Annotated in this window: 13 protein-coding genes; 11 read left to right on the plus strand and 2 right to left on the minus strand. The window is 67.3% G+C overall.

All coding sequences use genetic code 11. The features are described 5' to 3' along the window. Nucleotides 1-152: 152 nt before the first annotated feature. Both K4B79_RS00085 and K4B79_RS00090 read right to left on the minus strand, forming a co-directional pair. Complete coding sequence (locus tag K4B79_RS00085; RefSeq protein WP_232024054.1) at nucleotides 153-1,238, minus strand: alkene reductase; 1,086 nt, start codon at nucleotides 1,236-1,238, stop codon at nucleotides 153-155. Nucleotides 1,239-1,546: 308 nt separating this feature from the next. After that, on the minus strand, nucleotides 1,547-2,113 hold the full coding sequence (locus K4B79_RS00090) for a TetR/AcrR family transcriptional regulator (RefSeq protein ID WP_232024055.1): 567 nt from the start codon (nucleotides 2,111-2,113) through the stop codon (nucleotides 1,547-1,549). 98 nt (nucleotides 2,114-2,211) lie between these two features. Here K4B79_RS00090 and K4B79_RS00095 point away from each other — a divergent pair, with 98 nt between their 5' ends. The 11 genes from K4B79_RS00095 to hcaB all read left to right on the plus strand — a co-directional run bounded on the left by K4B79_RS00095 (nucleotide 2,212) and on the right by hcaB (nucleotide 13,120). Continuing rightward, nucleotides 2,212-3,108 carry an alpha/beta fold hydrolase gene (locus K4B79_RS00095; RefSeq protein ID WP_232024056.1) on the plus strand — a complete coding sequence of 299 codons (897 nt, stop codon included), beginning with the start codon at nucleotides 2,212-2,214 and terminating at the stop codon, nucleotides 3,106-3,108. Nucleotides 3,109-3,377: 269 nt separating this feature from the next. Then, nucleotides 3,378-3,785, plus strand: coding sequence for a winged helix-turn-helix transcriptional regulator (locus K4B79_RS00100; protein WP_232024057.1), 408 nt, complete (start codon nucleotides 3,378-3,380; stop codon nucleotides 3,783-3,785). A 244-nt stretch (nucleotides 3,786-4,029) separates the two neighbouring features. Further along, nucleotides 4,030-4,824, plus strand: a complete 795-nt coding sequence (locus K4B79_RS00105; RefSeq protein WP_232024058.1) for an IclR family transcriptional regulator — start codon at nucleotides 4,030-4,032, stop codon at nucleotides 4,822-4,824. Between the two features lie 1,000 nt (nucleotides 4,825-5,824). Further along, on the plus strand, nucleotides 5,825-6,412 hold the full coding sequence (locus tag K4B79_RS00110; RefSeq protein WP_232024059.1) for a VOC family protein: 588 nt from the start codon (nucleotides 5,825-5,827) through the stop codon (nucleotides 6,410-6,412). A gap of 239 nt (nucleotides 6,413-6,651) precedes the next feature. After that, the gene (locus tag K4B79_RS00115) at nucleotides 6,652-7,359 is read left to right on the plus strand and encodes an SDR family oxidoreductase (RefSeq protein WP_232024060.1); all 708 of its coding nucleotides are present in this window, start codon (nucleotides 6,652-6,654) and stop codon (nucleotides 7,357-7,359) included. Nucleotides 7,360-7,423: 64 nt separating this feature from the next. Further along, the gene (locus K4B79_RS00120) at nucleotides 7,424-8,608 is read left to right on the plus strand and encodes a hypothetical protein (RefSeq protein WP_232024061.1); all 1,185 of its coding nucleotides are present in this window, start codon (nucleotides 7,424-7,426) and stop codon (nucleotides 8,606-8,608) included. A 162-nt stretch (nucleotides 8,609-8,770) separates the two neighbouring features. Continuing rightward, nucleotides 8,771-9,205 (plus strand): SRPBCC family protein, encoded by a 435-nt coding sequence (locus tag K4B79_RS00125; protein WP_232024062.1) that lies wholly within the window; start codon nucleotides 8,771-8,773, stop codon nucleotides 9,203-9,205. A gap of 783 nt (nucleotides 9,206-9,988) precedes the next feature. Continuing rightward, complete coding sequence (locus K4B79_RS00130) at nucleotides 9,989-11,380, plus strand: aromatic ring-hydroxylating dioxygenase subunit alpha (protein WP_232024063.1); 1,392 nt, start codon at nucleotides 9,989-9,991, stop codon at nucleotides 11,378-11,380. Next, a complete protein-coding gene (locus tag K4B79_RS00135) occupies nucleotides 11,377-12,024 on the plus strand; it encodes a 3-phenylpropionate/cinnamic acid dioxygenase subunit beta (protein ID WP_232024064.1) in 648 nt (215 codons plus the stop codon). Before K4B79_RS00130 ends, K4B79_RS00135 begins: the two co-directional genes overlap by 4 nt. After that, nucleotides 12,021-12,338, plus strand: a complete 318-nt coding sequence (locus tag K4B79_RS00140) for a hypothetical protein (protein ID WP_232024065.1) — start codon at nucleotides 12,021-12,023, stop codon at nucleotides 12,336-12,338. The genes K4B79_RS00135 and K4B79_RS00140 overlap by 4 nt, the downstream gene beginning before the upstream one ends. Continuing rightward, complete coding sequence (hcaB, locus tag K4B79_RS00145; RefSeq protein WP_232024066.1) at nucleotides 12,335-13,120, plus strand: 3-(cis-5,6-dihydroxycyclohexa-1,3-dien-1-yl)propanoate dehydrogenase; 786 nt, start codon at nucleotides 12,335-12,337, stop codon at nucleotides 13,118-13,120. Before K4B79_RS00140 ends, hcaB begins: the two co-directional genes overlap by 4 nt. Nucleotides 13,121-13,158 lie beyond the last annotated feature (38 nt).

Here is a 13,158-nt window from a genome sequence, read left to right on the forward strand (position 1 = left end):
CTCCCGTGCGACCGTCTTTTCCGCGAGCCGCCCGCGGCAGCCGGCACTGGGGCCGGCTGCCGCGGGCGGGCCTTCGAGTCCGCTTCCTGGGAGCAGGGTATGTGCTGCTCAGGCGTGGCATGCCCGGCTGGCCCAGTTCCGTCTCCCAGCCGTCAAGCGCGCGCTTCCTCCAGCGTGGGGTAGTCGGTGAAGCCCTTCTCGTCGCCGCCGTAGAAGGTTGCGGGGTCGGGGGTGTTGAACGGGCCTCCCTGGGCCAGCCGGGCAGACAGGTCGGGGTTGGCGAGGAAGAGCTGGCCGTAGGCAAGCAGGTCCACTGTGCCGTTCTCGACGAGTTCCAGCTCGGCGGCTCCGGTGGGCTCCTGGCCGGTGAAGGGGTTGAGGACAAAGGCCGAGGGCCATGCCTTACGCAACCGAAGCGTCAGATCGCGTACACCGGGAGCCTCCAACTGGTGCAGGTAGGCGAGACCCAGGGGGGCGAGGGCCTCAACCAGGGCGGTGTACGTGGCCTCGGTGCCGGCGGCGTCGGACTCGTCGATGTCGTTGAAGCCGTTGCCCGGAGAGATGCGGAAGCCGACCCTTTCGCCGCCAATGGCCTCGGCGACGGCCCTGGCTGTCTCCACGGCGAAGCGGATGCGCTTCTCGGGGCTGCCGCCCCACGCGTCGGTGCGCTGGTTGCTGTTCGGGGCGAGGAACTGGCTGATCAGATACCCGTTGGCGCCGTGCAGCTCGACGCCGTCGAAGCCGGCCTCGATGGCGTTGCGAGCGGCGGCGGCGTAGTCGGCGATGGTCGCGCGGACCTCGTCGTCGCTCAGTTCGTGCGGGGTGACGAAGTCCTGGGGGCCTTCGTGGGTGTACACCTGCCCGGCGGCCGCGACAGCGGAGGGGCCGACGGGCTCCAGGCCCGTCAGTGCGGGGTGTCCGACCCGTCCGGTGTGCATGATCTGCAGGTAGATCACACCGTCCTGGGCGTGCACCGCGTCCGTCACGTGGCGCCAGGCAGCGACCTGCTCCGCGGTGTGGATGCCCGGGGTGTCGGGGTAGCCCTGGCCGACTCGGGAGGGTTGAGCACCCTCGGTGACGATCAGTCCGGCAGTAGCGCGCTGCGCGTAGTAGTCCGCCATGAGCGGCGTGGGGGTCTGACCAGGACCGTAGGCACGGCTGCGGGTCATGGGCGCCATCACCAGGCGGTTGGCGAGGCGCTTGCCACTCAGCTCGTAGGGCTCGAATGCCTTCAACATGGTCATCTCTCTCAGGGGGAAGTGGAGTGTCCAGAAGGCCCCGCAGGTCCCACGAGGCGTTACTTGTCCGAACAGTAAAATCCACTCCCTCCTTCCCGCTGCGCATGTGAGCTGCAACACAAGCCGAATCCCGGGCGGAGAGATAGCAGATGGTGAGCGTGAATAGAACCTGCTCCGATCAACCATCGGGCCGATTGCGCATTAATTGTCCGAACAGATTAGGTGCGGCCTTCCAGAGCTTTCCCGTCGAGGATGCAGGAGCCGGGCGTCCGTCCTCCTCGAGGTCACCCTGCCCGCCCTGCAGCAGCTCAGCTGCGGAGCCCCGTCAGCATCACTTCCAAGTACCGGCGACCGGATGCCAGGCGCGCCTCCCGGTCGTCGGTGTGCACCTTGGCTGCAAAGGCGATCCCGCACACGAGCGGCAGCAGATCGTCCCAGGTGACCACGCCACGTACGGCATCTGCCGCGCGGGCACGATCAAGCAGTCGGCCGGCCAGCGAGTCCAATGCGGCAGTAAGTTCCTCGGTGCGGGCCACGACACGTTCCGGTGCGGCACGCACAGCGGTGAGCGAGGCATCGGTCAGTAGCGCCTCCACGGTGACGTCGAGGAAGCCACTAAGAGCCTTCCAGGCGTCTTCCTCGGCCAGCGCCCGTTCCGCGCGAGCGATCAGCGCTTCCAGACCCGGGGTCGCCACAGCCTCCATCAGGGCTTCCGGCGTCGGGAAGTGCCGGTAGACGGTCGCAACCCCCACGCCGACGAGGCGGGCGACGTCGTTGAGCTGCAGCGGGGTGCCGTCGTCGACGAGCCGCCGGGCCACATCGACGATGCGCTGCCGGTTACGGGCAGCGTCTTTACGCATCGGTGCACTGGTCATGCACACAGACTAACCGGATGAATCATCCGCTTGTGCTAGCATGAACTGGATACATCATCCGTTTCAGTGCGGTCCTGCGCTCCAAGTGAGGAATCCCTGTGCCGTTCACCGTCACCGACGTGCCGAACCTGCCCGACGGGTTCACCGACACGTTCACCAGCCACACCGTCAAAGCCGACGGCCTGACCCTGCACGCCGTGGTCGGCGGCGACGGGCCGCCGCTGCTGCTCCTGCCCGGCTGGCCCCAGTTCTGGTACAGCTGGCGTCTGGTCATGCCCGCTCTCGCCGAGCACTTCACCGTCGTCGCTCCCGACCTGCGCGGCATGGGTGCCAGCGACAAGCCGGCGACCGGCTACGACGCCGCCACGCTCGCCGACGACATGGCCGAGTTGATGACCGCCCTGGGCCACGAGCGCTTCGCCGTCGTCGGCTACGACCTCGGCATGCTGGTCGGCTACGCCCTGGCCGCGAGCCACCGCGACAGCGTCACCCGCCTCGCCGTCAGCGAGGCCGTCATCCCCGGGATCTCGCCGTCCCCGCCGCTGATGTCGGACCCGGCCACCAACGAGATGTTGTGGCACTTCGCCTTCAACCGCCTCGCGAACATCAACGAGCGCATGGTCGCGGGCCGCGAGGAGATCTACTTCGGCCACACCTTCACATCCAAGACCGCCGCCCCCGGCGCCATCCCGCAGCAGGCCATCGACGTCTATGTCGACTCGCTGCGCGACCCGGCAGCCCTGCACGCCAGCTTCGAGTACTACCGGACCCTCGACGAGTCCGCCCAGCAGGCCCAGCGCTGGCGCGACGAGGGGACGCTCACCATCCCGGTCCTGGCCATAGGCGGCCAGTACAGCACCGGCACCATGCCGAAGGAGACCATGAGCACGCTCGCCACCGACGTCACCGGGCTGGTGCTCCCCGGAGCCGGCCACTTCCTGCCCGAAGAAGTTCCGCAGGAACTGACGAAGGCCCTGCTGAACTTCCTGCACTGACCCGGCCGCGTTCAAGTGGCCACTTCGGCCGGCAGGCCGAGGTGCTCGGAGGCCCACCGTGGTGGTGGCCGTCCCCTGGCCGCCGACCTGGACAGCGGTGACCTGGGCAAACCACACACTGCCGATCACCTCGAGGCTGCCATGGCCGAACAGCTGGTCGCAAGGTGGGACACCACTTCCTTGTTCTCCGTGGGCAACGGTGGGCCTCCGGTTGGTTACTACGAGAAGATGTAGCAGGAGGCACTCTCGTGTCGGATACGGACAGCAACGTGGCAGCCGAGGACCCCGTCGAGCAGGACTGTTCGATCCGCGATGTACTTGACCGGGTCGGCGACAAATGGAGCGCCCTGATCGTGCTCAGGCTCAGCGACGGCCCTCTACGGTTCAACGAACTGCACCGCGAGGTCGACGGGATCAGCCAACGAATGCTGACCCTGATCCTGCGCGCACTGGAGCGCGACGGCCTGGTCAGCCGCACCGTGTACCGGACGATGCCGCCGCGCGTCGACTACGAACTCACCGATTTGGGCCGCACGCTGCTCACGCCGATCGCCGCGCTGCGCGAATGGGCCATGGCACACCGCGACGACATTCGACGCGCTCGCGCCCGCCACGACCACACGACCGGCGACCCCGATGCGAAGCCTGCACCCACATCCCTGACGCCAGGCGCTTGATCAGGACGCCAAGCGTGGACCTCTCGCCCTTCGCAGCGCCTCCGCGGTGGTTGATTCCGCAGCCATCGGCCCGGCACACCGCTGACACGGTGCGGGCGCCGTTGCCTGCGACGTCGCCTCGGCGGGGTTGCATGGCTCTGCGCAGTAGAGCACCCAGGCACGGCGTAGTCGATGGCGAGAAGATCGGACGCTAGGCCAGCGCCAGACCACCTCGCGTTGCGCGAGAGCGGCCTATTCTTCTGCTATGAAGAAGTCCGAGGTCAAGTCATCGGTCGGCAGTGGGCCGGCGCCGCAGTACCCGATCGAGTCGGTGGACAACGCGCTTCGGGTGCTGCTCATGCTCGGTGAGCGGAACGAGCTCAAGCTCACCGACGTCGCTCACCACCTAGGGGTCGCGAGCTCCACCGCACACCGCCTGCTCGCGATGTTGATGTACCGCGGCTTCATCAGGCAGGCCGGGCGAGGCAAGGCTTACGTACCGGGAACAGCACTCACCGGTGTCGCCTTTTCGATTCTGCAGCGCTTCGATGTCCGGCAGGCCCTGCGCCCCTTCCTGGAGCGGCTGAACGCCGAACTGCGGGAGACCGTGCACCTTGGAGTGCTGGACGGGACGACAGTCCGGTTCGTGGACGCGCTGGAGAGTCCGCGTGCCGTGCGTGTCGCATCCCGCCTCGGTCAGTCGATGCCGGCGCACTGCACCTCGACCGGTAAGGCTCTCCTCGCGCAGTTGTCCGGCGATGAGCTGCGACGGCGTTACCCGGACGAGGAGCTTCAGCAGTTGACGCCGAACTCGGTTGCCACTCGGGCGGAGTTGGAGAAGGAGGTCGAAATGGTCCGCCGACTCGGCTACGCCACGAGCTCCGAGGAAAGCGAGGAGGGCGTGGGCTCCGTCGCCGTTGCGCTGTCTGCCCAACGAGCCCCCATGCAGGCCGCCTTCAACGTCTCCGTGCCGATCAGCCGGATGAATCACGCCGACCAGCGTCGGATCAGTGCGGTGCTGCGTGAGGTCGCCGAGGAGGCTGCCGAGGTACTGCACTGAGCATACGTCGCCTTCTGGCACGGCCTGCGTTCCACCTCGACCTCGTCGCCTGCACCCGGCGCGGTCCGAAAGCGCACACTCACGCGCGATGACGGTGTGGGATCCGGGCCTCCGGCTGCCCGGCGGCGGAAGGACGAAGCAGCGCCGAACCCGCACCGGAGGCCCCCTACTACGGTCTGCTGCGGCACTCGGCCGTCCGGCCCGCCGCGTCCGCCGTCTGTGAATGACCGGCATTCGGCAGCCGGCGAACGGCTGGCTTCGGCTAGCTTCTCCGACTCATCGACTGGTCGGCACGGTCACTCACCAAGCGGGGGTCTACCCTACTGCCGACCGGTGCGTCCCTGGACCTGCCGACCGGTCCCGCCTCCACCGCGGCCCTGCTGGCCGCTTTCACCACGGGCTGCTCGCGGTACCCGTTCACCGTCGGCCGCAACTTCGTCAAGGGAGGCGGTGAGCCGCGTCCGGGCAGGTCAACGACAGTTCTGACAAGCCCGGTCCGGGCGAAAGAATCCGCGGCATGGGACCAGCACGTTCCAGGGTGGTTAGGCATTGGTTTGCGGCATCGCTCAATCTCGGCTGCCGTCCCCGCCGACCGCACGAGTGCCTGGGGACCGTGGCAGTGCCGGTACCAGTACGGACGATGGGCATGGAAGCCTCCTTGCCCTGCAATGAAGGGCAAGCCATTCCATACAGTAGATCCATTGTCTGTATGGCGGAAGGACGGCTCGCGAATCAAGCTGCCTGCCAAGCTGCATGCCAGCCTGCAGAAGGTGACGCCGGGGACCTCCGAGGCTAGCGCTCCGGCGCGCCCCCTCAGACGGACCGGGATAACTGATGCCAGTTCACTCATGACGACCGGCTCTGCGATTGCCGACCGCTGCGGATGATTCCTCTTCGGTGGCTCGACCTGTCGGGTCTGCAGTCTTGTGACAGGGGCTTCCCAGTGCTACCTTCAGAGAGGTATTCTGCAAGACAGAATTTCCGGCAAGGGAGGCGGGAGATGCAACGCGGTATCCACCACATGGGTTTCGCGACGTTCGACTACGAGCGCTGTGTCGACTTCTACACACGTGTGCTCGGCTTCGAGATCGCATGGCAGGAACTGCAGCAGGCGGAGGACGGGACGGTCACCATGCGCCACGTCTTCTTCGACGTCGGTGGCGGCAGCTACATGGCCTTCATGGCCCCGACGCCTGAGTCCGGCGCTCCGGCGAGTTGGCCGGCCGACTTGGACAAGGCGCTGGGACTCCGCCCGTACACCTACCACTTCTCCCTCCGAGTCGACAGCGAGCAGGAGCTGCAGGCCTGGAGGGACCGCCTGGTCGAGCACGGAGTCAAGGCGAGCGCGGTGTTCAACCACGGGTGGTGCAGGTCGGTGTACTTCACCGACCCCGACGGGCTCCAGTTGGAGTTCTGCTACAACACGCGGGTCCTGAACGAGGACGACAAGATCCTCAAGCCTCGCGAACAGCCGTTCATCGACGACCTGCGGCGCGACCCGCAAGCAGCCCGCGAGAGCTCCGAGGCCATGGGCATCCCCCTCGAGGCGTTCCTGGGTGGGCAGGAGCTCGAAGAGGCCCGCAGCTGAGGCATTGCGTGGCCGCAGCTGAAGAAGGGGCGACAAGGACGTGCCGACCGGCCTCGCCCGGCCGCAACGGAGAAGGTAGCCGCGGCGGTGATCAGCGCGGTGTGCCCCGAGAGCTGGTCCCGGCGTCCTCGTCCGACAGTTCGGCGAGGCCGCATCCGCCCCCGGCCTTCGTCCCCCCTGCGGTGCACCGCAGGGGGGACGAAGGCCGGCAACTCATGTGAGATGGAATCGGAGACGAAATGAGTTCGCTGAAGGGTGAGACGGTCCTCGTGATCGGAGGGAGCTCGGGTCTCGGGCTTGCGGTCGCAGCGACAGCTCTCGAGGACGGCGCGGAGGTCACGATCGCCGGCCGCTCCGAGGACCGGCTCCGCGAGGCGAGGGCCGTAATCGGTGACGGGGTGCGGACTGCCGCTGTCGACGCCGTCGACGAGGAACAAGTGGCGGGACTGTTCGATGGTTTCGACACGGTCGACCACGTTTTCGTCACCGTCGGAGTGGTCGGCGGGGGCACCCTCTTCGAGGCGGACACCGCGACGCATCGTCCGCGTCTGGATGCGCGGGTCTGGGCGGCGGCGCACGCGGCCAGGTACGGGGCGCCGAAGATGCTCCGAGGTGGATCGATCACCTTCTGCTCGGGAGCGGCCGGTGTCCGACCGGGCAAGACCACGAATCCGCTCGCCGCGGCCTCGGCGGGAGCGGTGGAGTCGATGACCCGCACCCTGGCGGTGCAGCTCGCGCCCGTCCGCGTCAACACCGTCGTCCCCGGCATCGTCGAGACCCCTCTGCTCACAGCATCGGCGGGTGACCTGGAGGCGATCGCCGAGCGCCTGCCCGTGGGGCGCGTCGGCCGAGCTGAGGACATCGCCCAGGCGGTGCGGTTCTTCATGACCAACGGATACGTCACGGGCCAGACGCTGATCGTCGACGGGGGCGGCGTCCTCGTCTAGGGCCCCCGCGGCTGGGTGAGCGCCGCGCCAGCAGGACGAAGACAAGAAACGACGAAGGACGGAAATGACCGAGGTCACACGTGAGCCGGTGGCGATCGACTCGCCCACCGCACCGAGGACAGCATTCGGGGCGTTCCCACATGAGGGCGTCTACCACACGCTGAAGGGGAGCAGGCCCGACGTCGCCTTCATCATCTGCCACCACGTCGCCAACTTCAGCGACCACTACCTCGGACCGCTGCTGGCAGAGCAGGGCTTCGGCGTCCTGGGCTGGCCGACCCGATACAAGACCGATCCGGCCTACTTCCAGTTGGAGAACGCGCTGATCGACATCGGCGTCGGGATCCAGTGGCTGCGTGAGGTCGCCGGAGTGAAGACGGTCGTGATGGTGGGCAACTCCGGTGGTGGTTCGCTGATGGCCACCTACCAGGCACAGGCCACCGACCCCAGCACGATCAAGGTCGCAGATCAGTTCAAGGCCGCGGCGGACGCGGGCGCCAGCTCGGCGGCCGGCCAGCTGTCCACCTCGATGGCCGTGCATGTGTCGGTCGAGTCGGAACTGCGGCAGCTGCCTCCGGCCGACCTGTACATCTCGCTCAACGCCCATCAGGGTCGTCCGGACGTCCTGACGACGTGGATGGACCCCTCGGTCATCGACGAGAACGATCTCTTCGCGACCGACCCCGAGCTGGACATGTTCAACCCGCGCAACGGTCCGCCGTACTCGCCGGAGTTCGTGGTCCGCTACCGGCAGGCTCAGCGGGAACGCAGCAACCGCATCAGCAGGTGGGCGCGTCAGGAACTGGCCATCCTCAACGAACACGGCGTCACCGACCGCATCTTCACGATCAACAGGCTTTGGGCGGACCTGCGCTTCCTCGACCTGTCCATCGACCCCTCCACGCGGGAGACCGGCTGCTACTTGGGTGACCCCCGTACCGCCAACTACGGTGCTCATAGCCTCGTGCCCTTCGTGACCCTCCGAGGCTGGCTCTCGATGTGGAGCCTGGAGGACGCGCAGTCCCGCGGCACCGATCAGCTCAAGAACATCAAGGTGCCCTCACTCGTGATCCAGGCAACTGGCGACACAGGGGTGTTCCCCTCCGACGCACACGCCATCCACGACGGACTGGGCGCCGCGGACAAGACGCTCGAGTTCCTCCCCGGCGGACACTTCTTCGAGGGCCCCGGCGAACGCGAAGCGCCCACCAAACTCATCGTCGAATGGACCAGCAGCCGCACGCACTGACGCCGCGCGCTGAAGGATCACCGACTCACCATGCCGTGCGGACAGGTCGACACACCGGGGCCCCAGCGCGTACGCGATGCTCGAAGTCTGGAGCGCGGCCATCAGATACCTCCCTGTCGTTCAGACCGGAGGCATTCAACACAGCATTTCAAGGAGTGACCGATGCCGCGCCCTTACGCAAGTGGAGTTGTCGCCGCGCCCGCCTACCGGGTATGGGCCCTTCTCAGAGAGTTCAACGGCCTGCCGGGCTACATGCCCGGCCTCGACCGGAGTGAGCTCGTCGAAGGGCAGGAGGGGCAGGTCGGTGCTGTGCGCAGGCTGACGCTCGCCGCGGGCGGGGACACGTTCGAGGAAAGGCTCCTGGCCCTCGACGACGCCCAACGCACTTGCACCTACGCCTTTCGAGGCGCCAACCCGTTCGGCGTCCGCCGGTATGTCTGCACGGTCCGGGTATCCGAGATCACCGACACCGGCGATGCCTACGTGGAGTGGTCAGCTGAGTTCGATGCCGACGAGGCCCAGGAGGAGGAGCTGACCCGCTCCTTCGCAGGTAGCTACGCCGGTGGAATCGAAGGCGTGCGCAAGGTGCTTGCTTAAGCCGCGTATCGAAGGTGTGTCTGGAGCGGTGAGGGGGCCCGCACGAACTGCCGCCATCGCCGGCGATGGCGGACATGTCGCAGGCCCGCGCGTTGTCCCCCGGAACGGGCCCAGGGCGAGGTCCGGAGTCGCAGGGCTCTCCTGCGGGAGGCGGCTGCGGCCGGCCGGAGGTTGACGGCGCCCGTGACCATGCCGGGATGGGCACGTCGAGATGGGTGACACGTGCGTGTAGCGGTTGTCGTGCACTCCCCGCTCTCGTGAACGTGGGGTACGGGATCGGGCGCGGTCATGTTTCCGGTGACCACCCTGTCATGGCTGGTAGCCCCTGGTCTTCCCTCGAAGCCAGGGGCTACTGGCATTGCGGGTCGCCATTTCTCCTTGTCGGCCCTGCTGCACGCGGCGAGCTGACGTCGGTCAAGGTTTCGCTGCGGAGCCGGGTGCTGCGAGATATGCGGAACCGCTCGCTGCCGCGATGCGGCCGACTCAGGACGGGGCTGACACGTCCTGCGATATGCCCCGCACTCTCGACGCCAGACCGGCCGGGGTTTACGCGCGTTACGCGCCGACTTCCCGGCCCGCGACGAACGTCGCGGCGACGTGTGCCACTCGGCCGCCCAGGTGCTCCGCGCCGCACTCCGGCCTCCTGCCATCTTCGGCAACAGCGGCTTGATCACTGCTCGGGCTCGTCACTGACCGGACGACGCTTGACACGGCGACGCAGTCATGTTTTTTGGTAAGCAGACATTAATTCTGGTTAGCAGAGAAAATGCAAGGAGTGAGTCGATGACCGATCTCGACCTCGTGCTGGGCGATGTGCGGCGGGGGATGATCCCCGCGCACATCTACAACGACGAGGAGATCTTCCGTCTCGAGCGCGAGCGGTTGTTCAGCCGGGCATGGCTGTTCGTCGGGCACGAGTCGGAGATCCCCCAGGCAGGCGACTACGTGGTGAGGCGGGTGCTCGATGACTCGTTCATCCTGTCTCGGGGGGAGGACGGTCAAGTGCGGGCGCTGTTCAACATGTGCCTGCACCGGGGTATGCAGGTCTGCCGGGCGGAGATGGGCAACGCCTCGCACTTCCGCTGCCCGTACCACGGCTGGTCCTACCGCAACGACGGGCGCATCGTCGGGCTGCCTTTCCACAAGGACGCCTACGGCGGCGAGGCCGGTTTCCGGCGTAAGGGGCAGATCCTGCTCCCTGCGCCGTCCATGGACACCTACAACGGCCTGATCTTCCTCAGTCTGGATCCCGACGCCCCGCCGCTGCGTGAGTACTTGGGCGACTTCGCCTTCTACCTCGACTACTACACGCGCCAGTCGGCCAGCGGGATCGAGCTGCGCGGTCCGCAGCGCTGGCGGGTGAAGACGAACTGGAAGATCGGCGCCGAGAACTTCGCCGGCGACATGTACCACACCCCGCAGACGCACACCTCCGTCGTGGAGATCGGGCTGTTCCGTGAGCCCAAGGCGGAGAAGCGCAAGGACGGCAACACCTACTGGGCCGGCAATGGCGGGGGCACCACGTACAAGCTGCCTCCGGGGACGCTGGAGGAGAAGCTGCGCTACGTCGGCTACCCCGACGTGATGATCGAAAGGATGAAGGAGCAGTGGTCGCATGACCAACTCGACGTCATTGGCCGGGACGGGTTCATGATCTCGGCCGCGTCGGTCTTCCCGAACATGAGCTTCGTGCACAACTGGCCCCGGGTCGAGGACTCCGACGATGTGCTCCCGTTCATCTCGCTGCGCACGTGGCAACCGGTCGGCCCTGACGAGACCGAGGTCGTGTCCTGGTTCGCGGTCGACGCGGAGGCGCCGGAGGAGTTCAAGGCGCTGTCCTACAAGGCGTACCTGATGTGCTTCGGATCGACCGGCATGTTCGAGCAGGACGATGTCGAGAACTGGGTCTCGTTGACCAACACCGCGGCCGGGGCCATGGCCCGCAGGCTGCTCCTCAACAGCCGTATGGGCCTGCTGGAGGACGGTACCGAGGTCGTTCCGCCGCTGACGCGCGAACAGTACTCGGGTCCGGGTGAAGCCCACGTCGGATACGGCGAGTACAACCAGCGCCACCTGCTGAGCCGATGGGCGGACCATCTGGAACGCCCGGTGGACAAGGTTTCTCAGGTCGAGGTGTCCGGTGTCCCGGCGGACCACAAGGAGGTGCGAGCGTGAGTGCACAGGCACAGCCGACGGCCCCTGAGCCGGCGAAGGAGAAGGTTGCTGCCGCACCCACCGGAAACGGCGGTCCCTACTCTGCGGAATCCCGGCTGGGCGGGCACGCGCCACGTACCCAGCGGACTGGTCGGAGCCTGGCGTTCGACGACCCACGTCACCTGCAGGCCCACCACTGGATGGTGGAGGAGGCCTACATCCTCGACGCGCAGAACTACGAGGACTGGCTGGACCTGCTCACCGACGACATCCACTACATCATGCCGGTCCGGGTCACCACCGCCCTCACAGCGGGGTTCGACTCGGCCCCGCACATGGCGCACTTCGACGAGAACAAGTACTCGCTGTCACGACGTGTGGCCCGGTTCCTGACGGAGCACGCCTGGACCGAGGACCCGCCCTCGCGACTACGTCACCACGTCACCAACGTCCGCACGTTCGCCACGCCGAACCCGGACGAGCTGATCGTGGACACAGCGGTCCTGCTCTACCGAAGCCGCGGTGACATCCGGGAAGCCTCGATCATCTCGGCAGGCCGCGAGGACCTGCTGCGCCGCGTCGGAGACGGCTGGCAGCTGGCCCGTCGCACCATCCTGGTGGATGACGCCGTGCTGCGGACCCAGAACCTGGCGGTGTTCCTGTGACCGAGCAGGGGCGACTGCAGTGGGACGGCGAAGCCGAGGACGCCGCCGCCGCGGGTCGGGCCGCGGCCGAGCTGCGCGAGCTCAAGGCCCACCAGACCGGAGAGGCCATCGCGCTGGGCAACGAGTTCAGCGAGATCCGGGTGTCCCGGGTCGAGACCCGAAACGGTGCGCGGCTGTTGGTCGAGGCGCCGAAGTCCGGTCAGTGGGTGGCGCTGTGCCCACTCGAGGTGGAGTCACTGACCTGGCAGAACGCGGAAACGTTCTCCGCGATGATCGGTCACCCGTTCGGCCCGTTGTTCGAGGAGGAGACGTGAGTGACTGGTTGACCGGCCGGCGTGCTCTCGTCGTGGGAGCGGGATCCGGGATCGGCCGCGCGGTGGTCGACGCTTTCCGCTCGGAAGGCGCGCAGGTAGCCGTCCTCGAACGCGACGAGGTCAAATCCGCCAAGCTCTCCGCCGAGATACCGGGCCTGCCGGTGGTCGTCGGCGATGCCACCACCCGCCAGGCCAACGAGCGGGCTGTTGCGACCGCGGTGGAGGCGTTCGGCGGTCTGGACATCCTGGTGAACTGTGTCGGTGTCTTCGACTTCTACCGCGGCATCGGCGACCTCGACGAGGACAGGATCGACGACGCGTTCGACGAGATCTTCCGGGTCAACGTCAAGAGCCACCTGCACTCGGTGAAGGCCGCTCTGCCTGCCCTGCGGGAGAGCCGAGGGACCATCATCCTCACCGAATCGACCTCGGCGTACTACCCGGGCCGGGGCGGGGTGCTCTACGTCTCGACCAAGTTCGCCGTCCGCGGGCTCGTCACCGCGCTCGCGCACGAGCTGGCACCCGACATCCGGGTCAACGGGGTCGCGCCCGGCGGAACCCTCAACACCGACCTGCGCGGGCTGGGCAGCCTCGGGCTGGATCAGCGGCGTCTGAACGACAGCCCTGACCGGGAAACGGAGTTGGCCGCCCGTGTCCCCTTGCAGGTCGCGCTGTCAGGCGAGGACCACGCGTGGAGCTACGTGTTTCTCGCCTCCGGGCGTTCCCGCGGGATCACCGGCGGGGTCGTGCATCCGGACGGCGGCATCGGAGCCAAGGCGTAAGTTCCGGGGGCCTCAACCCCGGGGAGGACGAGAGGAAG

The organism is Streptomyces lincolnensis, assembly GCF_021173675.1.
Lineage (GTDB): Bacteria > Actinomycetota > Actinomycetes > Streptomycetales > Streptomycetaceae > Streptomyces > Streptomyces lincolnensis_B.

Excerpts from the sequence above, each read along its gene's own strand:
- K4B79_RS00085 (WP_232024054.1), bottom strand. The coding sequence starts at position 1,238 with ATGTTGAAGGCATTCGAGCCCTACGAGCTGAGTGGCAAGCGCCTCGCC.
- K4B79_RS00090 (WP_232024055.1), bottom strand. The coding sequence starts at position 2,113 with ATGACCAGTGCACCGATGCGTAAAGACGCTGCCCGTAACCGGCAGCGC.
- K4B79_RS00105 (WP_232024058.1), top strand. The coding sequence starts at position 4,030 with ATGAAGAAGTCCGAGGTCAAGTCATCGGTCGGCAGTGGGCCGGCGCCG.
- K4B79_RS00110 (WP_232024059.1), top strand. The coding sequence starts at position 5,825 with ATGCAACGCGGTATCCACCACATGGGTTTCGCGACGTTCGACTACGAG.
- K4B79_RS00115 (WP_232024060.1), top strand. The coding sequence starts at position 6,652 with ATGAGTTCGCTGAAGGGTGAGACGGTCCTCGTGATCGGAGGGAGCTCG.
- K4B79_RS00120 (WP_232024061.1), top strand. The coding sequence starts at position 7,424 with ATGACCGAGGTCACACGTGAGCCGGTGGCGATCGACTCGCCCACCGCA.
- K4B79_RS00125 (WP_232024062.1), top strand. The coding sequence starts at position 8,771 with ATGCCGCGCCCTTACGCAAGTGGAGTTGTCGCCGCGCCCGCCTACCGG.
- K4B79_RS00130 (WP_232024063.1), top strand. The coding sequence starts at position 9,989 with ATGACCGATCTCGACCTCGTGCTGGGCGATGTGCGGCGGGGGATGATC.